Consider the following 22,846-nt stretch of genomic DNA (forward strand, 5'->3'; position numbering starts at 1 on the left):
GCCAGCAAGGGATTGGGAAATTGCAGGCAAAAAAAGAGACCCGAAGGTCTCTTTCTCGACGCGAACCAAGCCTTAGAGGCTGGAAATCCGCGCATGCTGCTCCGCCAGTTTGCCCAGGGCCTGTTCAGCCTCGGCCAGCTTGGCGCGTTCTTTCTCGATCACTTCGGCCGGTGCCTTGTCGACGAATGCCGCGTTGGACAGCTTGCCGCCCACTCGCTGCACTTCACCTTGCAGGCGTGCGATTTCTTTGTCGAGACGGGCCAGTTCCGCGCCCTTGTCGATCAACCCAGCCATTGGCACCAGCACTTCCATGTCGCCGACCAGTGCGGTGGCGGACAGCGGTGCTTCGGCATCGGCAGCCAATACGGTGATCGACTCCAGCTTGGCCAGCTTCTTGAGCAGTGCATCGTTCTCGCTCAGGCGACGCTGATCCTCAACACTGGCGTTCTTGACGAACACCGCCAGTGGCTTGCCCGGACCGATGTTCATCTCGGCGCGGATGTTGCGCGTGCCGAGCATCAGGGTCTTGAGCCATTCGATATCGCTTTCGGCCGCTTCATCGATGCGGGCTTCATTGGCCACCGGCCAAGGTTGCAGCATGATGGTCTTGCCTTCGATACCCGCCAGTGGCGCCAGGCGCTGCCAGATTTCTTCGGTGATGAACGGCATGAACGGGTGGGCCAGGCGCAGCGCCACTTCCAGCACGCGCACCAGGGTACGGCGGGTGCCGCGCTGACGTTCGACCGGCGCGTTTTCGTCCCACAGGACCGGCTTGGACAGCTCCAGGTACCAGTCGCAATACTGGTTCCAGATGAACTCGTACAACGCCTGGGCCGCCAGGTCGAAACGGAACTGATCGAGTTGGCGAGTCACCTCGGCTTCGGTGCGCTGCAACTGCGAGATGATCCAGCGGTCCGCCAGGCTCAGCTCGTAGGCTTCGCCGTTCTGGCCGCAGTCTTCGCCCTTGTCCAGCACGTAGCGCGCGGCGTTCCAGATCTTGTTGCAGAAGTTGCGATAGCCTTCGACGCGGCCCATGTCGAACTTGATGTCGCGACCGGTGGACGCCAGCGAGCAGAAGGTAAAGCGCAGGGCGTCGGTGCCGTAGCTGGCAATGCCATCGGCGAATTCATCGCGGGTCTGCTTCTCGATCTTCTTCGCCAGTTTCGGCTGCATCAGGCCCGAGGTGCGTTTCTGCACCAGGGTTTCCAGGTCGATGCCATCAATGATGTCCAGCGGGTCCAGGACGTTGCCTTTGGACTTGGACATCTTCTGGCCCTGGCCATCGCGCACCAGGCCGTGTACGTACACGGTCTTGAACGGCACTTGCGGCGTGCCGTCTTCGTTCTTCACCAAGTGCATGGTCAGCATGATCATCCGGGCGACCCAGAAGAAAATGATGTCAAAACCGGTGACCAGCACGTCGGTGGAGTGGAATTTCTTCAGGAACTCGGTCTGCTGCGGCCAACCCAGGGTGGAGAAGGTCCACAGGCCCGAACTGAACCAGGTGTCCAGTACGTCGTTGTCCTGTTGCAGTGCCACGTCGGCACCGAGGTTGTGCTTGGCGCGCACTTCGGCTTCGTCGCGACCTACGTAGACCTTGCCCGACTCGTCGTACCAGGCCGGAATGCGGTGGCCCCACCACAGTTGGCGGCTGATGCACCAATCTTGGATGTCACGCATCCACGAGAAGTACATGTTTTCGTACTGTTTAGGTACGAACTGGATACGGCCGTCTTCCACGGCGGCGATAGCAGGCTCGGCCAGCGGTTTGGTGGACACGTACCACTGATCGGTCAGCCACGGCTCGATCACGGTGCCGGAACGGTCGCCCTTCGGCACTTTCAACGCGTGATCGTCGACGCTGACCAGCAGGCCGGCGGCGTCGAAGGCGGCCACGATCTGCTTGCGCGCTTCGAAGCGGTCGAGGCCGGCGAATTCAGCCGGGATCTTGCCGTCGACGCTGTCGTTGAGGGTGCCGTCCAGGTTGAACACCTGGCAGGCCGGCAAGACAGTGGCGTTCTTGTCGAAGATGTTGAGCAACGGCAGGTTGTGGCGCTTGCCCACTTCGTAGTCGTTGAAATCGTGGGCCGGGGTGATTTTCACGCAGCCGGTGCCGAATTCAGGGTCGCAGTAATCGTCCGCGATGATCGGGATGCGGCGGCCGACCAATGGCAGCTCGACGAACTTGCCGATCAGCGCCTGGTAGCGCGCGTCGTTCGGGTTAACCGCGACGGCGGCATCGCCGAGCATGGTTTCCGGGCGGGTGGTGGCGACAATCAGGTAGTCGTTGCCTTCGGCGGTCTTGGCGCCGTCGGCCAGTGGGTACTTGAGGTTCCACAGGAAGCCTTTCTCGTCATGGTTTTCCACTTCGAGGTCGGAAATCGCCGTGTGCAGCTTGGTGTCCCAGTTGACCAGGCGTTTGCCGCGGTAGATCAGGCCGTCTTCGTGCAGGCGCACGAAAGCCTCTTTGACCGCTTCGGACAGGCCGTCGTCCATGGTGAAGCGCTCGCGGCTCCAGTCGACGGACGAGCCCAGGCGACGGATCTGACGGCTGATATTGCCGCCGGACTGATCCTTCCATTCCCAGATTTTTTCCAGGAATTTCTCACGGCCCAGGTCATGGCGACTTTGGCCGGTGGCTTCGAGTTGGCGTTCCACCAGCATCTGGGTGGCGATACCGGCGTGGTCGGTGCCCGGTTGCCACAGGGTGTTGCGGCCCTGCATGCGGCGGAAACGGATCAACGCATCCATGATCGCATTGTTGAAGCCATGGCCCATGTGCAGGCTGCCAGTGACGTTCGGTGGCGGAATCATGATGGTGTAGGACTCGCCGGCACCTTGTGGGGCGAAATAATTTTCGGACTCCCAGGTCTGGTACCAGGAAGTTTCGATAGCGTGGGGCTGGTAGGTCTTATCCATGCGCGGCGGGACCCTAGTTGGCATTAATTCAGGAAAGCCGGCAAGTATAGCGGTGTGAAGCAGTTGCAAGCTATAAGCCACAAGCTGCAAGTGGAGTGCAGTGCTTTAACTTGCGGCTTGTGGTTAGTTGTTTGTAGCAGCGGCGATCAGCCGCTCCATCCGCGCATCCAACCGACGTTTGATTTCGGTTTCGATATGCGGGGCAAAATCGTCGATCACGTCTTGCATGATCAGTTGTGCGGCGGCACGCAGTTCGTTGTCCAGGTGCAGCAGCAAGGCGTCGGGGGTTTTTTCAGTGGCGGTAGCGGGTTGCGCAACAGGGGCTGGCGCGACGGGTTCAGGCGCGGCAGGTTTGCCGCCGACCATGTCGAACAACAGCGGAATCTGTACCTCGCCTGTGACCGCCTCGGTCAGCAGTGGCGGTTGCAAACCTTCATCACCCAGCAACTGACGGATCGACTCAAGGTCGTCCAGCAGGTGGTCATCTTTTTTTAACGGGTTGAAAGTGTCCATCGTGTGCTCAAAGTCGTTGTAGCCGGTGATCTTGCAAAGGATAGCCCTGTTCGCGGTAGAAACGGAAACTCTCCCGCGCAGCCTGACGAATAGCCGGATCTTCCACCACCACCTCCGCCACGCGGGCGAATGCCTGGGCAAAGGGCGGTACTTTCAGGTCCAGGTTGACCAGCAGGTCGTGATGCGCGCCGCAGCTGTCGCCCAACCCCAGTACCACCAGCCCTTCGGGTTCGGTTTCTGCGGGGCCATGGGGTACAAAGCTTTCACCCTTGAAACGCCACAGACGGGCATCGAGCTCCTCGCGTTGGGCGGCATCGCTGCAATGCAGGTAAATGCGATGGCCCATGCGCCAGGCTTTTTCCGTGAGTTTGCAGGCGAAGTCCAGGCGCGCGAGGGGATCGGCGCTGGGCAATATATAGAAGTCGACTTGGGGCATGTAGGTTCCTGCAACGTCCCGTCCCACCCTTTATAGACGCAAGGGCGGGACGGGCACTGTTTAGGCTTTGGCGCGATCCAGCAGGTACTGCGTCAGCAACGGAACCGGACGGCCAGTGGCGCCCTTGTCTTTGCCGCCGCTGGTCCAGGCGGTGCCGGCGATGTCCAAGTGAGCCCAGTTGAAGTTCTTGGCGAAGCGCGACAGGAAGCACGCCGCAGTGATGGTGCCGGCCTTCGGCCCGCCGATGTTGGCGATGTCGGCGAACGGGCTGTCCAGTTGTTCCTGGTACTCGTCGAACAGCGGCAGTTGCCAGGCGCGGTCGTCGGCAGCCTTGCCGGCGCTGAGCAGTTGCTCGATCAGCTCGTCGTTGTTGCCCAGCAGGCCCGAAGTGTGGGAGCCCAGGGCAACGATGCAGGCGCCGGTCAGGGTGGCGATGTCGATCACGGCCTGTGGCTTGAAGCGCTCGGCGTAGATCAGGGCGTCGCACAGCACCAGACGGCCTTCGGCGTCGGTGTTGAGAATTTCCACGGTCTGGCCGCTCATGGTCGTCACGATATCGCCTGGGCGCGAAGCACCGCCGCTCGGCATGTTCTCGGCACAGGCCAGGATGCACACCAGGTTGATCGGCAGCTTGAGTTCCAGCACGGCACGCAGAGTGCCGAACACGCTGGCGGCACCGCCCATGTCGTACTTCATCTCGTCCATGCCGGCGCCAGGCTTAAGGCTGATGCCGCCGGTGTCGAAGGTGATGCCTTTACCCACCAGGGCGTAAGGCTTCTCGGACTTCTTGCCGCCGTTGTATTGCATCACGATCAGACGAGGCGGCTGGTCGCTGCCCTGGCCCACGGCATAGAACGAGCCCATGCCCAGGTCCTTGATCTTCTTCTCGTCCAGTACTTCAACCTTCAGGCCTTTGAATTCCTTGCCCAACGCCTTGGCTTGCTCGCCCAGGTAGGTCGGGTGGCAGATGTTCGGCGGCAGGTTGCCCAGGTCGCGGGTGAACGACATGCCGTTGGCGATGGCTTGGGCGTGGGTCACGGCGCGGGTCACTTCAGCCTGGGCGGCCTTGATGGTCAGCAGGGTGATTTTTTTCAGGGCGCGGGGTTCGGCTTTCTGGCTTTTGAACTGGTCGAACACGTAGCCGCCGTCCACCAGAGATTCGGCCAGCAGACGGGTCTTGCCGTAGCTGTCACGGCCCTTGACGACGATTTCATCCAGCGCCAGCGTTGCATCGCTGCCGCCCAGGCCCTTGAGGGTGCTGAGGATGCCGCTGATGATCTTGCGGAACGGGCGGTCGCCCAACTCGTCGTCCTTGCCTACGCCCACCAGCAATATGCGGTCGGCCTTCAGGTTGGGCAGGCTTTGCAGCAGCAGGCTCTGACCCACTTTGCCGGCCAGGTCGCCGCGCTTGAGCACCGCGCTGATGGCGCCGCCGCTCAGTTCATCGAGCTGCTTGGCGGCGACGCCGAGCTTGCGGCCTTCGCCGATGGCGACCACGAGGGTGGCGGTCTTCAACGTTTCGGGGCTAACGCTTTTTACAACCAATTCCATGTTCGGGTCCCTTATAAAGGTCTATGAGCCTGGCGTTTGTACCCAGGCTTTAAAGCGTGGCAGTCGTGTCAACCGCCAGCGACAAAGGCCGCAGTTTGAACCTCGCCGGCAGAGCCTGACAACCCTTGGCGCACGCTTTGTGCGTGTGCATGAGGTTGCGCAGTGACAGGCGCGGTCAATCACAGGATAATGCGCCATCTTTTTAGCCGGCCCTGTGTAAAAGGGGCTGACTCGGTATGCTTGCTTGTTTGGCCGCCTTAGCCTGACAACCCTGGAGTGTCTGGTTTGATTGTCTTCCGTTATCTGTCCCGCGAAGTCCTGTTGACCCTGAGTGCCGTGAGTGCGGTGCTGCTGGTCATCATCATGAGTGGTCGTTTCGTCAAATACCTGGCTCAGGCCGCTTCCGGCGCGCTCGACCCAGGTTCGCTGTTCCTGATCATGGGCTTTCGTCTGCCAGGGTTCCTGCAACTGATCCTGCCGTTGGGCCTGTTCCTGGGCATTCTGCTGGCCTACGGTCGTCTGTACCTTGAAAGTGAAATGACCGTGCTGTCGGCTACCGGCATGAGCCAGCAGCGCCTGCTGGGCATGACCATGATCCCAGCCGCCGGCATCGCCCTGATCGTCGCTTGGCTGAGCCTGAGCCTGGCTCCCCAGGGCGCCATGCAATTTCAGCTGGTGCTGAACAAGCAGGACGCGATGACCGAGTTCGACACCCTCGAACCCGGCCGCTTCCAGGCCCTCAGCGACGGCACTCGGGTGACCTACACCGAGACCATGACCGAAGACCGCGCCAACCTGGGCGGCGTGTTCATCTCCGAGAAGCGCCTGGGTCAGGACAAGAAGGACCGTGGCATTTCCGTGCTGGTGGCCGATTCGGGCCGTCAGGAAGTACGCCCCGATGGCAGCCGCTACCTGATCCTGGAAAACGGCTACCGCTATGACGGCAGCCCGGGCCAGGCCGATTACCGGGCCATCAAGTACGACACGTACGGCGTGATGCTGGCCCGTCCGGAAGTCAGTGATGAAGTCACCGACCGCGATGCCATCCCCACCGTGCAATTGATCGGCAGCCAGGAACTGCGTTCCATCGCTGAGCTGCAATGGCGCATTTCCTTGCCGCTGCTGGTGTTTATCGTGACCTTGATGGCCGTGCCGCTGTCGCGCGTCAACCCGCGCCAAGGCCGTTTCCTCAAGTTGTTGCCGGCGATTCTGCTGTACATGGCTTACCTCACCATCCTGATTTCCGCCCGCGGTTCCCTGGAAAAAGGCAAGCTGTCGCCGGTCCTGGGCCTGTGGTGGGTACACGGGATTTTCCTGGTGATCGGCCTGGGGCTGCTTTATTGGGAACCTATACGCTTGAAGATGAAGAGCCGTCGTGGCCAGAAGGAGTTGGCTCGTGGCTAAGCTCGATCGCTACATTGGTAGCAGCGTACTCATCGCCATCCTGGCGGTACTGGGCATCATCCTGGGCCTGGCCTCGTTGTTTGCCTTCATCGATGAAGTGGGCAACGTCAGCGACACCTACACCGTCACCGACGTGCTGAGCTACGTGGCGCTGACCGCTCCGCGTCGCCTGTACGACATGATGCCGATGGCCGCGCTGATCGGTTGCCTGATCGGCCTGGGTAGCCTGGCCAGCAACAGTGAGCTGACCATCATGCGTGCCGCCGGGGTCTCCGTCGGCCGGATCGTATGGGCGGTCATGAAACCCATGTTGCTACTGATGCTTTGCAGCGTGCTGATCGGCGAGTACGTCGCGCCGCCGGCTGAGTCCACGGCCCAGGCCAATCGCGCCCTGGCCCAAGGTTCGGGTGACGCGCAGAGCGCCAAGCATGGCCTGTGGCACCGTCAGGGTGACGAGTTCATCCACATCAACGCCGTGCAGCCTGGCGGCTTGTTGATCGGGGTGACGCGCTACACCTTCGATAAAGAACGTCATATGTTGTCGTCCAGTTTCGCCAAACGTGCGCAGTACGACGCGGAAAAATGGCAACTGAGCGATGTCACCACCACTTATTTCCGCAACCCTGGCCAGGGCACCAAGGCCAGCACTGAAGTGATCAACGTACCGAGCGAAGCGTGGGACATCGCCCTCAAGCCGGAACTGCTCAACACCGTGGTGATGATCCCGGAAAGCCTGCCGATCTCCGGTCTGTGGAGCTATATCCACTATCTCAAGGACCAGGGCCTGAGCAATGGCCGTTATTGGCTGGCATTCTGGGTCAAAGTGTTGCAGCCGGTGGTGACCGCCGCGCTGGTGCTGATGGCGATCTCATTCATCTTCGGGCCGCTGCGCTCCGTGACCCTGGGCCAGCGGGTGTTCACTGGCGTGCTGGTGGGTTTCACCTTCCGGATTGCCCAGGATCTGCTCGGCCCGTCGAGCCTGGTGTTTGGCTTCTCGCCGCTATTTGCGGTGCTGGTGCCGACCGCCATCTGCGCTTTGGCCGGGTTCTGGCTGTTGCGCCGCGCCGGTTGATCGCGCGCTTATGAACAAAAAATGCCCCGGTCGAGAGATCGGGGCATTTTTGTTCTGGTCAGCAAAGATGACGTCTGGCCTGAGCATCAGGTACAATTCCCGGCTATTTTTCAGCGGGCAATCTGCCTGCAGCCTTTTTGAGTGTTGATCCGTGAGTGATTTGAGTCATATCCGCAATTTCTCCATCATCGCCCACATTGACCATGGCAAGTCGACGCTGGCCGATCGATTCATCCAGATGTGCGGCGGCCTTGCCGAGCGTGAAATGGAAGCCCAGGTTCTGGACTCCATGGACCTCGAACGCGAACGCGGGATCACCATCAAGGCCCACAGCGTCACGCTGTACTACAAGGCCAAAGACGGCATCACTTACCAACTGAACTTCATTGACACCCCCGGCCACGTTGACTTCACCTACGAAGTCAGCCGGTCCCTGGCGGCCTGTGAAGGTGCATTGCTGGTGGTGGACGCCGGTCAGGGCGTGGAAGCGCAATCGGTCGCCAACTGCTACACCGCGATCGAACAGGGCCTGGAAGTCATGCCCGTGCTGAACAAGATCGACCTGCCGCAGGCTGAGCCCGAGCGCGTCAAGGAAGAGATCGAGAAGATCATCGGCATCGACGCCACCGACGCGGTTACCTGCAGCGCCAAGACCGGCCTGGGTGTCGACGAAGTGCTCGAACGCCTGGTCCACACCATTCCAGCCCCCACCGGCAACATCGAAGATCCGCTGCAAGCGTTGATCATCGATTCCTGGTTCGACAACTACCTGGGCGTTGTGTCCCTGGTCCGCGTGCGCCACGGCCGCGTGAAGAAGGGCGACAAGATCCTGGTCAAGTCCACCGGCAAGATCCACTTGGTGGACAGCGTTGGTGTCTTCAACCCCAAGCACACCGCGACCGTTGATCTGAAAGCCGGTGAAGTAGGCTTCATCATCGCCGGTATCAAGGACATCCACGGCGCGCCGGTGGGTGACACCCTGACACTCAGCTCCACCCCGGATGTGGACGTGCTGCCAGGCTTCAAGCGTATCCAACCGCAGGTCTACGCCGGTCTGTTCCCGGTCAGCTCCGACGATTTCGAAGACTTCCGCGAAGCCCTGCAAAAGTTGACCCTCAACGACTCGTCGTTGCAGTACACCCCGGAAAGCTCCGACGCCCTAGGCTTCGGCTTCCGCTGCGGGTTCCTGGGCATGCTGCACATGGAAATCATCCAGGAGCGCCTGGAGCGCGAATACGACCTGGACCTGATCACCACCGCGCCTACCGTTATTTTCGAGCTGTTGCTTAAAACCGGTGAAACGATTTACGTCGACAACCCCTCCAAGCTTCCGGATCTGTCGGCGATCGAAGACATGCGCGAGCCTATCGTGCGGGCCAATATCCTGGTTCCGCAGGAGCATTTGGGCAACGTCATTACGCTGTGTATCGAAAAGCGTGGCGTCCAACGCGACATGCTGTTCCTCGGCACTCAGGTTCAAGTGACTTACGACATGCCGATGAACGAAGTGGTCTTGGACTTCTTCGACCGTCTCAAGTCCACCAGTCGCGGCTATGCTTCGCTGGACTACCATTTCGATCGTTACCAATCAGCTAATCTGGTGAAACTGGATGTGCTGATTAACGGCGACAAGGTAGATGCCTTGGCACTGATCGTGCACAAGGATAATGCGCATTACAAAGGTCGCCAGTTGACCGAAAAGATGAAAGAACTGATTCCGCGTCAGATGTTCGACGTCGCGATCCAGGCCGCCATCGGCGGGCAGATCATTGCGCGAACCTCCGTCAAGGCACTCAGAAAGAACGTACTGGCCAAATGCTACGGCGGTGACGTAAGCCGTAAGCGCAAGCTGCTTGAGAAGCAAAAGGCCGGTAAAAAACGCATGAAGCAAGTGGGCAACGTGGAAGTTCCACAAGAAGCCTTCCTTGCGGTGCTCAGGTTGGATAGTTAGGTCCTATGTCGCTAAATTTCCCGCTGTTGCTGGTCATCGCCGTTGCCGTCTGCGGTCTCTTGGCGTTGCTCGATCTGGTGTTCTTCGCCCCGCGTAGGCGGGCGGCTATCGCGTCCTATCAAGGCAGCGTCAGCCAGCCCGATGGTGTGGTGATCGAGAAGCTGAACAAAGAGCCTTTGCTGGTTGAATACGGCAAGTCGTTCTTCCCGGTGTTGTTCATCGTGCTGGTGCTGCGTTCGTTCCTGGTGGAGCCGTTTCAGATCCCGTCGGGGTCGATGAAACCTACCCTGGATGTGGGCGACTTCATCCTGGTGAACAAGTTTTCCTATGGGATCCGCCTGCCGGTGATCGATAAGAAGGTCATCGAAGTCGGCGACCCGCAGCGCGGTGATGTGATGGTGTTCCGCTATCCAAGCGACCCGAACGTCAACTACATCAAGCGTGTGGTCGGCCTGCCGGGCGATGTGATCCGTTACACCAGCGACAAGCGCCTGTTCATCAACGGTGAGTCGGTGGCCGAAAAACTGCTCGGTTCCGAACCGAACACCCTGGGCAGCGCCGAGCTGTATCAGGAGAAGCTCGGTGCCGTGGAACACGAGATCCGCAAGGAGATGAGCCGCTATCGCGCCCAGCCTGACGGCCAGTGGAAAGTGCCTGCCGGGCACTATTTCATGATGGGCGACAACCGCGACAACTCCAATGACAGCCGCTACTGGGATGACCCCAGTATTCCCAAAGAGCTGCTGGGCATGGTTCCCGACCAGAATATCGTCGGCAAGGCCTTCGCGGTCTGGATGAGTTGGCCGGAACCCAAGCTCAGCCACCTGCCGAACTTCTCGCGGGTCGGGCTGATCAAGTAATACAAGCGGCGCTGTGAACACAGCGCCGAATGCTTTTCTGGGGCGTGGACAATTCGCGCCCCATGCAACACCCATCAGGATTTGAATTTGAACACTGCGTCAATCGTCGATGGCCGCCGGTGCCACCAACTCACTATGGATAAACCGTGACCGTTTCTCTCAGTCGTCTCGAGCGCCAGCTCGGCTACACCTTCAAGGACCAGGAATTGATGGTCCTTGCCCTCACACACCGCAGCTTCGCAGGGCGCAATAACGAGCGCCTGGAATTTCTCGGTGATGCCATCCTCAATTTCGTTGCCGGTGAAGCCCTTTTCGAGCGCTTCCCCCAAGCCCGTGAAGGCCAGCTATCGCGCCTGCGCGCACGCCTGGTCAAGGGCGAAACCCTGGCCGTACTGGCTCGCGGTTTCGGCCTGGGCGAGTACCTGCGCCTGGGTTCCGGCGAATTGAAAAGCGGCGGGTTCCGCCGTGAATCGATCCTGGCCGATGCCCTCGAAGCGCTGATCGGCGCTATCTACCTGGATGCGGGCATGGAAGCGGCCAAGGAGCGGGTCACGGCGTGGCTGACCTCCGAGATCGAAAGCCTGACCCTGGTCGATACCAACAAAGATCCCAAGACCCGCCTGCAGGAATTCCTGCAATCGCGCGGCTGCGAACTGCCCCGCTACGAAGTGGTGGATATCCAGGGTGAGCCCCATTGCCGCGTGTTCTTCGTGGAATGTGAAATCACCTTACTGAACGAAAAAAGCCGAGGTCAGGGTGTGAGCCGTCGTATTGCCGAACAGGTAGCGGCCGCTGCAGCACTGATTGCCCTGGGCGTGGAGAATGGCCATGACTGATTCAACCGCAACACGCTGTGGCTATGTTGCCATCGTCGGCCGCCCCAACGTGGGCAAGTCCACGCTGCTCAACCACATCCTGGGGCAGAAGCTGGCGATTACATCGCGCAAGCCGCAGACCACCCGCCACAACATGCTGGGCATCAAGACCGAAGGCAACGTGCAAGCGGTCTACGTTGACACCCCGGGCATGCACAAAGGCGGCGAAAAAGCCCTTAACCGCTATATGAACAAGACCGCTTCGGCCGCGTTGAAAGACGTCGACGTGGTGATCTTCGTGGTCGACCGCACCAAGTGGACCGATGAAGACCAGATGGTTCTGGAGCGCGTGCAGTACGTCACCGGCCCGTTGATCGTCGCGCTGAACAAGACCGACCGCATCGAAGACAAAGCCGAGCTGATGCCGCACCTGAGCTGGCTGCAGGAACAACTGCCGAACGCCCAGATCATCCCGATTTCCGCCCAGCACGGCCACAACCTCGATGCGCTGGAGCGCGTGATCGCCGAGCACCTGCCGGAGAACGAACACTTCTTCCCGGAAGACCAGATCACCGACCGCAGCAGCCGTTTCCTCGCCGCCGAACTGGTGCGTGAGAAAATCATGCGCCAGATGGGCGCCGAGCTGCCGTACCAGATCACCGTCGAAATCGAAGAGTTCAAGCAGCAGGGCAAGACCTTGCATATCCATGCGCTGATCCTCGTCGAACGCGACGGCCAGAAGAAAATCATCATTGGCGACAAGGGCGAGCGCATCAAGCGCATCGGTACCGAGGCGCGCAAGGATATGGAATTGCTGTTCGATTCCAAGATCATGCTCAACCTGTGGGTGAAGGTGAAAGGCGGTTGGTCCGATGACGAGCGTGCGTTGCGCTCCCTCGGCTACGGCGACCTGTAAGTACACCGCAGGGCAAAAAATGTGGGAGGGGGCTTGGCCCCGATAGCGGTGGACCAGTTAATAAATACGTGACTGAGCCACCGCCATCGGGGCCAAGCCCCTTCCCACATTAGGTTTATGTTGTTTTCACGATAGAGAACCCATGTCCCAATCCCCACCTCCCAGCCAACTCGCCTATGTCCTGCACAGCCGTGCCTATCGCGAGACCAGCGCCCTGGTGGATTTCCTCACCCCCCAAGGTCGCCTGCGCGCGGTGTTGCGCAGTGCGCGGGGCAAGGCCGGGACATTGGCGCGGCCCTTTGTGGCGCTGGATGTGGAGTTTCGCGGCAAGGGCGAGCTGAAGAACGTCGGCCGCCTGGAAAGCGTCGGCACCTCCGCCTGGCTCAATGGCGATGCGCTGTTCAGCGGCCTATACCTAAATGAACTGCTGATTCGCCTGTTGCCAGCCGAAGATCCGCACCCGGCGGTCTTCGATCACTACGCCGCCACGTTGCTGGCCCTGGCCGAAGGTCGTCCGTTGGAGCCGTTGCTGCGCGCCTTCGAATGGCGTCTGCTGGACGATCTGGGTTACGGCTTTGAACTGAACAACGACCTGCACGGCGAACCCATCGCCGCCGATGGCATGTATCGCCTACAAGTGGACGCGGGGCTGGAGCGTGTCTACCTGCTGCAACCCGGTCTATTTCAGGGCACCGAGCTGCTGGCCATGAGCGAAGCCGACTGGACCGCGCCCGGCGCCTTGTCCGCCGCCAAGCGTCTGATGCGCCAGGCCCTGGCCGTGCACCTGGGCGGGCGGCCGCTGGTCAGTCGCGAGTTGTTTCGAAAGCCCTGACATCCCCGTGTATGCTGTGCAGCGTTTCTTTCCCCTTTTCAGGAGCGCTTCCGTGACCACCAGCAATCGCATTCTTCTTGGCGTCAACATCGACCACGTCGCTACCCTGCGCCAGGCCCGGGGCACTCGCTACCCCGATCCGGTCAAGGCCGCGCTGGACGCCGAAGAAGCGGGCGCCGACGGCATCACCGTGCACTTGCGCGAAGACCGTCGGCACATCCAGGAACGCGACGTGCTGCTGCTCAAGGACGTGCTGCAAACCCGCATGAATTTCGAAATGGGCGTCACCGAAGAAATGATGGCGTTCGCCGAGCGCATCCGCCCGGCACATATCTGCCTGGTGCCGGAAACCCGCCAGGAACTCACCACCGAGGGCGGCCTGGATGTGGCTGGCCAGGAAGCGCGGATCAAGGCCGCGGTGCAGCGTTTGTCGAAGATCGGCAGCGAAGTGTCGTTGTTTATCGACGCCGATCCGCGCCAGATCGAGGCCTCGCGCCGCGTCGGCGCGCCCGCTATCGAACTGCATACTGGCCGCTACGCCGATGCCACCACGCCGACGGAGGTCGCAGACGAGCTGCAACGCATTATCGAAGGCGTGAACTGCGGTCTCAATGAAGGCTTGATCGTCAATGCCGGCCACGGTTTGCACTACCACAACGTCGAGGCCGTCGCCGCGATCAAGGGCATCAACGAGCTGAACATCGGCCATGCCCTGGTGGCCCACGCGCTGTTCGTCGGTTTCAAAGGCGCGGTTGCCGAAATGAAGGCCCTGATCCTGGCCGCCGCCAAGCACTAAAAACAGCCAAGCCGCAATGTGGGAGGGCGTCACCTCCCACATGAGAACCCTTACTGTTTAGCCCGTGTAGGTGTATCGTATCCGCCCTTTGCAGGCTATGCGCCTGCGGCCGATACGCGAGGTTGTTGTGTCCCGATCCTTTTCCCGTCGACAAATCCTGGGTGGTCTGGCCGGCCTGGCCGTAGTGGGCGCCGGTGCCGGTGGCGCCTACCGCTACTGGCTGGGGAAAGTCGCCGAGGCCGAGGCGGGGCACGATTACGAACTGATCGCGGCGCCGCTGGATGTTGAGCTGGTGCCGGGACACAAGACCGAGGCCTGGGCGTTCGGCCCGTCGGCGCCGGGCACCGAGTTGCGTGTGCGCCAGGGTGAGTGGCTGCGGGTGCGCTTTATCAACCACTTGCCGGTCGCCACCACCATCCACTGGCATGGCATCCGCCTGCCGCTGGAAATGGACGGCGTACCCTACGTCTCGCAGTTGCCGGTGCTGCCTGGCGAATACTTCGACTACAAGTTCCGCGTGCCCGACGCCGGCAGCTACTGGTACCACCCTCATGTCAACAGCAGCGAAGAACTCGGCCGTGGCCTGGTGGGGCCGCTGATCATCGAAGAGCGCGAGCCCACCGGTTTCAAACACGAATGCACCCTGAGCCTCAAGAGCTGGCACGTGGACGAAGAGGGCGCGTTTGTCGCCTTCAGCATCCCCCGCGAAGCGGCGCGTGGCGGTACGGCCGGGCGCTTGTCGACGATCAACGGTGTGTCCCAGGCGGTGATCGACTTGCCGGCCGGGCAGATCACTCGTGTGCGTCTGCTCAATCTGGATAACACCCTGACCTATCGCATCAATATTCCCGACGTCGAAGCGCGCATCTATGCGTTGGATGGCAACCCTATCGAACCGCGCCCGCTGGGCAAGGAGTACTGGCTGGGCCCGGGCATGCGTATCTGCCTGGCGATCAAGGCGCCGGCGGCGGGTGAAGAACTGTCGATTCGCAATGGCCCGGTGCGCCTGGGTACCTTCCGCTCGGTGGCCAATACCGACGCGCCCACCGACTGGCCGCCGGCGCTGCCGGCCAACCCGATCAGCGAGCCGGACCTGGCCAATGCCGAGAAACTCAACTTCAATTTCGAGTGGGTTGGTTCGGTCTCGGTCAATGTGGACAACGGCAAGCCGCCGAGCCTGTGGCAGATCAACGGCCAGGCCTGGGACATCACCGACAAAACCTGCGCCGACCGCCCGATCGCCAAGCTGGAAAAGGGCAAGAGCTACATTTTCGAATTGAAGAACATGACCCAGTACCAGCACCCGATCCACCTGCACGGCATGAGTTTCAAGGTGATCGCCTCTAACCGCCATAAGGTGATCCCGTATTTCACCGACACCTACCTGCTGGGCAAGAACGAGCGCGCCCGGGTGGCGTTGGTGGCGGATAACCCTGGGGTGTGGATGTTCCACTGCCATGTGATCGACCATATGGAAACCGGCCTGATGGCCGCCATCGAGGTGGCGTGATGCGTCAGTTTCGCCCCACCGCGATCATCGACCGCAGCCGGGACCAAGACTTTATGCGTGAAGCCCTAGCCCTCGCCGCCCAAGGCGCAGCGCTGGGTGAGGTGCCGGTCGGCGCGGTGCTGGTGCAGGACGGTGAAATCATCGGACGAGGCTTTAATTGCCCCATCAGCGGTAACGACCCTAGCGCCCACGCCGAAATGGTCGCCATCCGCGCCGCCGCCCAGGCCGTCAGCAACTACCGCCTGCCAGGCAGCACGCTGTATGTGACCCTGGAGCCGTGCAGCATGTGCGCCGGTTTGATCGTGCATTCACGCATCGCACGGGTGGTGTACGGCGCGTTGGAGCCTAAGGCTGGGATCGTGCAGAGCCAGGGGCAGTTTTTTACCCAGGGCTTTTTGAATCATCGGGTGTTGTTTGAAGGCGGTGTACTGGCTGAAGAGTGCGGCACGGTGCTGAGCGAATTCTTCAAAGCCCGCCGTGCCAAACCCCCCCTCTAAAGAACACTGCAGCTCAAATGTGGGAGGGGGCTTGCCCCCGATGACGGCGGGTCAGCTAAGGCTATGCTGACCGACACTCTGAAATCGGGGGCAAGCCCCCTCCCATATTTTGAGCTTCATTTTTCCAGCGGGACGGGGGCTTACTTTTTGGCGATGATGACGGCCCGCATAGGCGCCGGCAGCCCTTCAATGGTCTTGCTGTGATCATCCGGATCGAGGAAATCGCTGAGGGATTGATACTTCATCCATTCCGTCCCCCGTTGTTCCTGCACCGTGGTCACACTCACATCCACACACCGCACATCACTGAACCCGGCACGCCGCAGCCATAGCATCAACGCCGGCACCGAGGGCAGGAACCACACGTTGCGCATCTGCGCGTAGCGATCTTCCGGCACCAGCACTTGCTGCTGATCGCCTTCCACTACCAAGGTTTCCAGCACCAGCTCGCCGCCCTTGACCAGTGTGTCCTTGAGCGCCAGCAAGTGCTCGATGGGCGAGCGACGGTGGTAGAAAACGCCCATGGAAAACACCGTGTCGAAGCCTTCCAGGTTGGGCGGCAGGTCTTCGAACGGGAACGGTAGGTGCCAGGCTTTGGGCTCGGACAGGTAGCGTTGCACCGCCTGGAACTGGCAGAAGAACAACCAGTTGGGGTCCACGCCGATCACGCTGTCGGCACCGGCGCCGAGCATGCGCCACATGTAGTAGCCGTTGCCGCAGCCGACGTCGAGGATGCGTTTGCCCTTGAGGTTCAGGTGCGGCGCCACCCGCGACCACTTCCAGTCCGAGCGCCATTCGGTGTCCACATGCACGCCGAACAAATGGAACGGGCCTTTGCGCCAGGGGCTCAGGCCCATGAGCGCGGTGTGCATCTGCGCGCGGGTGGCGTCGTCGCAGTCGGCGTCCAGGGTCAGGCCGTTCAGCAGGTCGACGTGGTCGGGCGCGAGGGTCGGCAGTGCGTCCAGCGCGCTCTGCCAGCGCGCGAGGTCGCCGTGGCCTTTCTCCATTTTGCTGTCGAGTTGCGCCTGCAGGCCCTGGGCCCAGACGGCCAGGGGCGTGCCGACCAGATGGCGGGCGAGGTGGGACAGATCAATCATGGCAAGGCAATCAACGAGGCAAAGTTAAGACACTGGAACCACGGCACGACTTTCGAGAACCCGGCCGCCAGCAGGCGTTCGCGGTGTTCTTCGAGGCTGTCGGGTTTCATGACGTTTTCGATGGCGCTGCGTTTCTGGGCGATTTCCAGTTCGCTGTAGCCATTGGCGCGTTTGAACGCCACATGCAGGTCGGTGAGCAGTGCGTGTTCTTCCAGGTCATTGAAGCGCAGCTTTTCCGAAAGGATCAGCGCGCCGCCCGGCAACAGCGCCTGACGAATGCGGCCGAGCAACGCCAGGCGCTCCTCGGGGGCGATGAACTGCAAGGTGAAGTTCAGCGCCACCACCGAAGCCGGCTGGAACTGCAACGCGAGGATATCGCCCTCGACCACCTGCACCGGCAGCAACTCCTGAAACATCGAGTCCTGGCCATTGAGGTATTCGCGACAGCGTTCGACCATCGCCGCCGAATTGTCCACCGCGATCACCGAGCAGCCCTCGGTGCGCACATGGCGCCGCAGAGCCTGGGTCACCGCGCCGAGGGATGAGCCCAGGTCGTAGAGCACGCTGTGGGGTTGGGCGAACTGCGCGGCCAGCACGCCGAGGTTCTCGACAATGGTCGGATACCCAGGCACCGAGCGTTTGATCATGTCGGGAAACACCCGCACTACATCCTCGTTAAAGGCGAAGTCCGGCACCTGGGGCAGGGGCTGGGCGAACAGGCGATCGGGTTCTTGGCTCACGGTTGTTCCGGCGACGGTGGGGGAAAGGCCGGCATTTTAGCCAAGTTGCCCCTCGGATGCCCGTGTTGTCTGATGGAAAGCCGAGGCCGTGATACCCCACTGGCCAAGCCAATAGGTAGTAATCAGCAAATACGGCGCGGCCTCGAACGCGACCACGAACCGATTGATGCCGATCAGCGTGTCGGAAAACACAAAGGATGCGGCTCCCGCCGCGGCCAGCAGCGCCGAACGCTTGGGCACATCACCGCCCAAGCGGGCCAGCGCGCGCCAGAGCATGGCGCTGATCACCAGGGCATAAACCACCACAGGTATTAACAAATCCCCCAGGCCATGGGAGATCAGGATGCTCAACAGCACCGCTCCCACGCCCAGCGCGAGGATCAACGGCAGCGGCGCCAAGCGGCGGCAATCGCTGAAGTAGGCCTTGAGGTACGCCAAGTGCGCCAACAGAAATGCGCCCAGGCCAAAGATAAACAGGTCCCCCGGCCAGGCCAGCAGAACATCCCCCACCAGTGAGAAAATCAGCCCCAGGCTGATCCAGCGGCGATAGTCGGTGGGCGGCGCATCGTGCAGCCAGCCCAGCAGTGCCAGCACCGGCAAGGGTTTGACCAGCAGGCACAGCAGCGTGGCGTGGGTGGTCAGGCCGTAGATAAAAGTGCCGGCGCCCATCAGCGCAAGAATCAGCCACGGCATATCAGTTCACCGTAATGGCGCAGTCGAAGGCTTCAACGGGTTCGGCTTCCGGCTCCCAGGGCTGCTGGGAGGTCAGGCGCAAGCGACCCTGACCCGGCGCGAAAGCCTGGAACCGCCAGGTCGACTGGCCGCCGCCGCCGATCACCCCGGATTCGCTGCTGCTGTAGACCTCGGGGCTCAGCGCACGCAGCACGCCGCCGGCCGAATCCTGGATGGCCCAGCGGTAACCGGTGGTGGGGTTGCTGGGCAGGGTGAGGATCAGGTTTTGCCCGGTTTTCAGCTGGAGCGGGCAGGCGCTCTGGTTTTCCACGGTGACGTTTTGCTTGGGAGCGCTGGCGCAGGCGGCCAGCAGGGCAAGGCTCAAGGGGAGAAGCAGGCGGGCAGCGGTCATAAGGGCTCCGTTGTTTGGCGACGAAGACCGAGCATAACCGAAGATAAGACAGGGTGTTACAAGGTGGATACAGGTTGCGGCCAGTTACGCCATCGGGGGCAAGCCCCCTCCCACACTTGAGTATGTTCACAAATCAACCTGTGGGAGGGGGCTTGCCCCCGATGAGGCCAGTGCAAGCGCTAACGGTCTATCAGAACAGCACCTTCGCCACATCCGCAAAGCGCTTGGCGAAATGCACCGTCATACCTTCCTTCAGGTACTCCGGCAATTCTTCGAAACTGCCGCGATTGGGCTCCGGCAGGATCAGCTCATGGATCTTCTGGCGCCGCGCGGCGATTACTTTTTCGCGCACTCCGCCAATTGGCAGCACATGCCCGGTCAGTGTCAGTTCGCCGGTCATGGCCACGCCTTTCTTCGGCGGTTGGTTACGTGCCAGGGACAGCAGGGCGCTGGCCATGGTCACGCCAGCACTTGGGCCATCCTTCGGCGTGGCGCCTTCCGGCACATGCAGGTGCACAAAGGCTTCGTCGAAGAACTTCGGGTCGCCGCCAAAAGACTTCAGGTTCGAACTGATGTAGCTGTAGGCGATTTCGGCGGACTCCTTCATCACCTCACCCAACTGGCCGGTCAGCTTGAAGCCGCGGTTAAGGGTGTGAATGCGCGTCGCTTCGATCGGCAGGGTGGCACCACCCATGCTGGTCCACGCCAGGCCAGTGATGACGCCAATACCGGACAACACTTGTTCATTACGGAACACCGGCGTGCCCAGGGAGCTTTCCAGATCCTTGTTGCCGATCTTGATCACGCTGTCCGGCGCATCCAGCAACTTGACCACCGCTTTGCGCACCAGTTTGCCCAGCTGTTTCTCCAACTGGCGCACCCCAGCTTCACGGGCGTAACCGTCGATCAGCGCGCGCAGGGCGCCATCGCTGATGGTCAGGCTGTTTTTTGCCACGCCGGCTTTTTCCAGCTGCTTGGGCCATAGATGGCGCTTGGCGATGGCGACTTTCTCTTCGGTGATATAGCCCGACAGGCGAATCACTTCCATACGGTCGAGCAGTGGGCCGGGGATGGAATCCAGGGTGTTGGCGGTGCACACGAACAGCACCTTGGACAGGTCCAGGCGCAGGTCCAGGTAGTGGTCGAGGAATTCGACATTCTGCTCAGGGTCCAGGGTTTCCAGCAGCGCCGACGCCGGGTCGCCCTGGAAGCTCTGGCCCATCTTGTCGATCTCGTCGAGCATGATTACCGGGTTCATCACCTCCACGTCCTTGAGCGCCTGCACCAGTTTGCCGGGCAGGGCGCCGATGTAGGTGCGGCGATGGCCCTTGATTTCGGCCTCGTCACGCATGCCGCCGACGCTGAACCGATAGAACGGGCGGCCCAGGGACTCGGCGATGGATTTGCCGACACTGGTTTTGCCCACGCCCGGCGGGCCCACCAGCAGCACAATGGAACCGGCGACTTCGCCTTTATAGGCGCCCACCGCGAGGAATTCGAGGATGCGGCTCTTGATGTCATCAAGGCCTGCGTGGTGTTTATCCAGCACCTTGCGCGCGTGCTTAAGGTCGAGTTTGTCCTCGCCATATACGCCCCATGGCACCGACGTGGCCCAATCCAGATAGTTGCGGGTGACCGCGTATTCCGGCGAGCCGGTTTCCAGGATCGACAGTTTGTTGAGTTCTTCATCGATGCGTTTTTTCGCCTGGGCCGGCAGTACTTTGCCTTCCAGGCGTTGCTCAAATTGCTCGACGTCCGCGCTGCGGTCGTCCTTGGTCAAACCCAGTTCCTGCTGGATGACTTTGAGCTGTTCCTTGAGGAAGAACTCGCGCTGATGCTCGCCGATCTTGCGGTTCACTTCGGCGGACAGCTCTTTTTGCAGGCGCGCGACCTCGACTTCCTTGCGCAGCATCGGCAGCACTTTTTCCATGCGCTTGAGCATGGGCACGCAGTCCAGCACTTCCTGCAGTTCGTTGCCGGTGGCGGAGGTGAGGGCGGCGGCGAAGTCGGTCAGCGGCGATGGGTCGTTGGGGCTGAAGCGGTTGAGGTAGTTCTTCAACTCTTCGCTGTACAACGGGTTGAGGGGCAGCAGCTCCTTGATCGCGTTGATCAGCGCCATGCCGTAAGCCTTGACCTCGTCGGTCGGCTCGGACGGCTGGTGTGGGTATTCGACTTCCACCAGGTACGGCGGGCGATGGTGCTTGAGCCAGGTGCGAATCCTCACGCGGGTCAGGCCCTGGGCGACGAATTGCAGCTTGCCGTTTTCGCGGCTGGCGTGATGCACCTTCACCAGGGTGCCGTACAGCGGCAGGCTGGAGGTGTCGAAGTGGCGCGGGTCTTCCGGCGGCGTGTCCATAAAGAACAGGGCCAGGGAGTGGTGCTCGGACTTGCTCACCAGTTCCAGGGTTTCGGCCCAGGGTTCTTCATTGACGATCACCGGCAACACTTGCGCGGGGAAGAACGGCCGATTGTGGATCGGGATGATATAGACCTTGTCCGGCAGGTTCTGGCCAGGCAGGGCCAGGCCGGTATTGGACGAGTGGGATTCAGCGTTTTCGGGGTCGGCGTAATCGTTGAGGTCGTAATCGGGAAATTCTTGCTGGTCGCTCATGGGGCACCTGCATCAGGAAGTATGGTGCTTAGATGGGGCGAGGTAGCGGTGGTTTCAATGGTGGGGGTGAGATAGCAACATATTGCATAAAATTACGGCGGCGATCCGGCCAGGAGGTCAGCTGATTTTATGAAGGTAGGCCGGGAGCGGCTGTTCTGGCAGCACCGAGAGTACTTTCAAGCGCTGCAACATTCGCTGTCGCGCCCGCTGCAAGTGCTCGCGCAGGTTCAGCGCGGCGGCATCGAAGGCACCGTGCAGCAGCAGTTCGAGAATCAAGCGATGTTCGGCAAGCATCGACGGATCGGCGCCGATCCCCAGCAAACCATGGAATATCCGGCTGATGATCATCGGGCTCTGGCCCTGGCGGATCAACGCCGCGATCTTGCGGTTTTGCAGACCGGCCAGGCAGTGCTGGTGCAAGTCCTCTTCGATGCGCTCGATGGCTTCCAGGCTGCAGTGCGCGGTGCTCTGGGCGTCCAGTACCCGTTGCAGCATGGCTTGCAGCACCTCGCGGTCGAGGTTCGGCGCGCTCTGGCGCAAGGCTTCGGGCTCCAGGCAGGCGCGCAGTTCGTAGTCCTCGGTCACTTCCCGGGCCGTCAACGGGCCGGCCAGCCATTGGGAATAGGGCTCCTTTTCCACCAGGCCACGGTCGCGCAGACGCATAAGCGCTTCACGCACCACCGCGCGGCTGACGCCGTAGTGTTCGGCGGCCGCCTGTTCATCCAGGCGGTAATGGCCGAAGGCGATGCAGGTGGACAGCGCCGCGCCGATTTCATCGACGATCCGTTCGCCCAACGGTCGTGTGTCCACCAACTCATCTTCGCCGTTCAAGCCCAGGTGCGCAGCGCTCAAGGGCAGGCGCAGCGGCTCCATGGCCAGGCCTTCGGGATTGATCAAGTAACCGCGGCCATTGAAACGGCAAATCAGCCCTTCTTCATGCAGCAGGTCCAACGCCCGGCGTACCGGCACGCGGCTGGTGCCGAACAAATCGGCCAGGGGCGCTTCCAGCAACACCAGCCCATGGCGGGCGGTGCCGTTGACGATCGCATCACGCAACACCTGGTGAATCATCGCGTAACGGGAGGCCGAGGCAGACGCTGCTTTCATCGATTTCTCAAGAGCATGTAGGACGATGGCCGGGGATTCTCTCATAGATGTGGGTGTCACTCTGCGCCACGTTGTGGGCACTTTTTTGGGGCCTGAAACGGATCGTTGTTACTTTTCTGCACCAAAATGTACTTA

20 protein-coding genes are annotated in these 22,846 nt (G+C 61.1%); 10 read left to right on the forward strand and 10 right to left on the reverse strand.

Annotation, left to right across the window (positions count from 1 at the left end; genetic code table 11):
* Positions 1-72 precede the first annotated feature (72 nt).
* The 4 genes from ACFZPT_RS08635 to ACFZPT_RS08650 all read right to left on the reverse strand — a co-directional run bounded on the left by ACFZPT_RS08635 (position 73) and on the right by ACFZPT_RS08650 (position 5,419).
* Entirely contained in the window at positions 73-2,919 is a 2,847-nt protein-coding gene (locus ACFZPT_RS08635) for a valine--tRNA ligase (protein WP_034096047.1), read from the reverse strand.
* Between the two features lie 123 nt (positions 2,920-3,042).
* A complete protein-coding gene (locus ACFZPT_RS08640) occupies positions 3,043-3,432 on the reverse strand; it encodes a hypothetical protein (RefSeq protein ID WP_034111887.1) in 390 nt (129 codons plus the stop codon).
* 7 nt (positions 3,433-3,439) lie between these two features.
* Positions 3,440-3,868: a DNA polymerase III subunit chi gene (locus ACFZPT_RS08645; RefSeq protein WP_034137116.1), complete on the reverse strand. Its 429-nt coding sequence runs from the start codon at positions 3,866-3,868 to the stop codon at positions 3,440-3,442.
* Positions 3,869-3,928: 60 nt separating this feature from the next.
* Positions 3,929-5,419, reverse strand: a complete 1,491-nt coding sequence (locus ACFZPT_RS08650) for a leucyl aminopeptidase (protein WP_099312792.1) — start codon at positions 5,417-5,419, stop codon at positions 3,929-3,931.
* A 285-nt stretch (positions 5,420-5,704) separates the two neighbouring features.
* Here ACFZPT_RS08650 and lptF point away from each other — a divergent pair, with 285 nt between their 5' ends.
* The 10 genes from lptF (at position 5,705) to tadA (ending at position 16,072) form a co-directional block, all read left to right on the forward strand.
* A complete protein-coding gene (lptF, locus tag ACFZPT_RS08655; protein ID WP_034096051.1) occupies positions 5,705-6,823 on the forward strand; it encodes an LPS export ABC transporter permease LptF in 1,119 nt (372 codons plus the stop codon).
* Complete coding sequence (lptG, locus tag ACFZPT_RS08660) at positions 6,816-7,895, forward strand: LPS export ABC transporter permease LptG (protein ID WP_034096052.1); 1,080 nt, start codon at positions 6,816-6,818, stop codon at positions 7,893-7,895. Before lptF ends, lptG begins: the two co-directional genes overlap by 8 nt.
* A 151-nt stretch (positions 7,896-8,046) precedes the next feature.
* Positions 8,047-9,846, forward strand: a complete 1,800-nt coding sequence (gene lepA / locus ACFZPT_RS08665) for a translation elongation factor 4 (RefSeq protein WP_034096053.1) — start codon at positions 8,047-8,049, stop codon at positions 9,844-9,846.
* A 5-nt stretch (positions 9,847-9,851) separates the two neighbouring features.
* Positions 9,852-10,706, forward strand: a complete 855-nt coding sequence (lepB, locus tag ACFZPT_RS08670; RefSeq protein WP_034096054.1) for a signal peptidase I — start codon at positions 9,852-9,854, stop codon at positions 10,704-10,706.
* Between the two features lie 146 nt (positions 10,707-10,852).
* A complete protein-coding gene (gene rnc / locus ACFZPT_RS08675) occupies positions 10,853-11,542 on the forward strand; it encodes a ribonuclease III (protein ID WP_033902449.1) in 690 nt (229 codons plus the stop codon).
* On the forward strand, positions 11,535-12,437 hold the full coding sequence (gene era / locus ACFZPT_RS08680) for a GTPase Era (RefSeq protein ID WP_016978271.1): 903 nt from the start codon (positions 11,535-11,537) through the stop codon (positions 12,435-12,437). The genes rnc and era overlap by 8 nt, the downstream gene beginning before the upstream one ends.
* A gap of 142 nt (positions 12,438-12,579) precedes the next feature.
* Positions 12,580-13,269 carry a DNA repair protein RecO gene (gene recO / locus ACFZPT_RS08685; RefSeq protein ID WP_034111891.1) on the forward strand — a complete coding sequence of 230 codons (690 nt, stop codon included), beginning with the start codon at positions 12,580-12,582 and terminating at the stop codon, positions 13,267-13,269.
* A 52-nt stretch (positions 13,270-13,321) separates the two neighbouring features.
* Positions 13,322-14,065: a pyridoxine 5'-phosphate synthase gene (pdxJ, locus tag ACFZPT_RS08690; protein WP_034096056.1), complete on the forward strand. Its 744-nt coding sequence runs from the start codon at positions 13,322-13,324 to the stop codon at positions 14,063-14,065.
* 97 nt (positions 14,066-14,162) lie between these two features.
* Positions 14,163-15,575: a multicopper oxidase family protein gene (locus tag ACFZPT_RS08695; RefSeq protein WP_099312791.1), complete on the forward strand. Its 1,413-nt coding sequence runs from the start codon at positions 14,163-14,165 to the stop codon at positions 15,573-15,575.
* Positions 15,575-16,072, forward strand: a complete 498-nt coding sequence (tadA, locus tag ACFZPT_RS08700; protein WP_053133694.1) for a tRNA adenosine(34) deaminase TadA — start codon at positions 15,575-15,577, stop codon at positions 16,070-16,072. Before ACFZPT_RS08695 ends, tadA begins: the two co-directional genes overlap by 1 nt.
* A gap of 140 nt (positions 16,073-16,212) precedes the next feature.
* Here tadA and cmoB read toward each other — a convergent pair whose 3' ends face one another.
* From cmoB to ACFZPT_RS08730, 6 genes are all read right to left on the reverse strand, one after another.
* Entirely contained in the window at positions 16,213-17,169 is a 957-nt protein-coding gene (gene cmoB / locus ACFZPT_RS08705) for a tRNA 5-methoxyuridine(34)/uridine 5-oxyacetic acid(34) synthase CmoB (protein ID WP_099312790.1), read from the reverse strand.
* Positions 17,166-17,909 (reverse strand): carboxy-S-adenosyl-L-methionine synthase CmoA, encoded by a 744-nt coding sequence (cmoA, locus tag ACFZPT_RS08710; protein WP_034096059.1) that lies wholly within the window; start codon positions 17,907-17,909, stop codon positions 17,166-17,168. The genes cmoB and cmoA overlap by 4 nt, the downstream gene beginning before the upstream one ends.
* Before the next feature lie 36 nt (positions 17,910-17,945).
* Positions 17,946-18,602 carry a lysoplasmalogenase gene (locus ACFZPT_RS08715; RefSeq protein ID WP_034096060.1) on the reverse strand — a complete coding sequence of 219 codons (657 nt, stop codon included), beginning with the start codon at positions 18,600-18,602 and terminating at the stop codon, positions 17,946-17,948.
* Between the two features lies 1 nt (position 18,603).
* Complete coding sequence (locus ACFZPT_RS08720) at positions 18,604-18,993, reverse strand: protease inhibitor I42 family protein (RefSeq protein ID WP_034096061.1); 390 nt, start codon at positions 18,991-18,993, stop codon at positions 18,604-18,606.
* A 190-nt stretch (positions 18,994-19,183) separates the two neighbouring features.
* On the reverse strand, positions 19,184-21,604 hold the full coding sequence (gene lon, locus ACFZPT_RS08725) for an endopeptidase La (protein ID WP_034096062.1): 2,421 nt from the start codon (positions 21,602-21,604) through the stop codon (positions 19,184-19,186).
* A 117-nt stretch (positions 21,605-21,721) separates the two neighbouring features.
* On the reverse strand, positions 21,722-22,711 hold the full coding sequence (locus ACFZPT_RS08730) for a GntR family transcriptional regulator (protein ID WP_034096063.1): 990 nt from the start codon (positions 22,709-22,711) through the stop codon (positions 21,722-21,724).
* Between the last annotated feature and the right edge of the window lie 135 nt (positions 22,712-22,846).

The sequence above is a fragment of the Pseudomonas sp. MD330_10 genome (assembly GCF_042610415.1).
Taxonomy (GTDB): domain Bacteria; phylum Pseudomonadota; class Gammaproteobacteria; order Pseudomonadales; family Pseudomonadaceae; genus Aquipseudomonas; species Aquipseudomonas rhodesiae.

What these genes read in the sequence shown, in the direction of transcription:
- ACFZPT_RS08635 (WP_034096047.1), bottom strand. Translation starts at nt 2,919, where the DNA reads ATGGATAAGACCTACCAGCCCCACGCTATCGAAACTTCCTGGTACCAG.
- ACFZPT_RS08640 (WP_034111887.1), bottom strand. Translation starts at nt 3,432, where the DNA reads ATGGACACTTTCAACCCGTTAAAAAAAGATGACCACCTGCTGGACGAC.
- ACFZPT_RS08645 (WP_034137116.1), bottom strand. Translation starts at nt 3,868, where the DNA reads ATGCCCCAAGTCGACTTCTATATATTGCCCAGCGCCGATCCCCTCGCG.
- ACFZPT_RS08650 (WP_099312792.1), bottom strand. Translation starts at nt 5,419, where the DNA reads ATGGAATTGGTTGTAAAAAGCGTTAGCCCCGAAACGTTGAAGACCGCC.
- lepB (WP_034096054.1), top strand. Translation starts at nt 9,852, where the DNA reads ATGTCGCTAAATTTCCCGCTGTTGCTGGTCATCGCCGTTGCCGTCTGC.
- era (WP_016978271.1), top strand. Translation starts at nt 11,535, where the DNA reads ATGACTGATTCAACCGCAACACGCTGTGGCTATGTTGCCATCGTCGGC.
- recO (WP_034111891.1), top strand. Translation starts at nt 12,580, where the DNA reads ATGTCCCAATCCCCACCTCCCAGCCAACTCGCCTATGTCCTGCACAGC.
- ACFZPT_RS08695 (WP_099312791.1), top strand. Translation starts at nt 14,163, where the DNA reads ATGCGCCTGCGGCCGATACGCGAGGTTGTTGTGTCCCGATCCTTTTCC.
- tadA (WP_053133694.1), top strand. Translation starts at nt 15,575, where the DNA reads ATGCGTCAGTTTCGCCCCACCGCGATCATCGACCGCAGCCGGGACCAA.
- cmoB (WP_099312790.1), bottom strand. Translation starts at nt 17,169, where the DNA reads ATGATTGATCTGTCCCACCTCGCCCGCCATCTGGTCGGCACGCCCCTG.
- ACFZPT_RS08715 (WP_034096060.1), bottom strand. Translation starts at nt 18,602, where the DNA reads ATGCCGTGGCTGATTCTTGCGCTGATGGGCGCCGGCACTTTTATCTAC.
- ACFZPT_RS08720 (WP_034096061.1), bottom strand. Translation starts at nt 18,993, where the DNA reads ATGACCGCTGCCCGCCTGCTTCTCCCCTTGAGCCTTGCCCTGCTGGCC.
- lon (WP_034096062.1), bottom strand. Translation starts at nt 21,604, where the DNA reads ATGAGCGACCAGCAAGAATTTCCCGATTACGACCTCAACGATTACGCC.
- ACFZPT_RS08730 (WP_034096063.1), bottom strand. Translation starts at nt 22,711, where the DNA reads ATGAAAGCAGCGTCTGCCTCGGCCTCCCGTTACGCGATGATTCACCAG.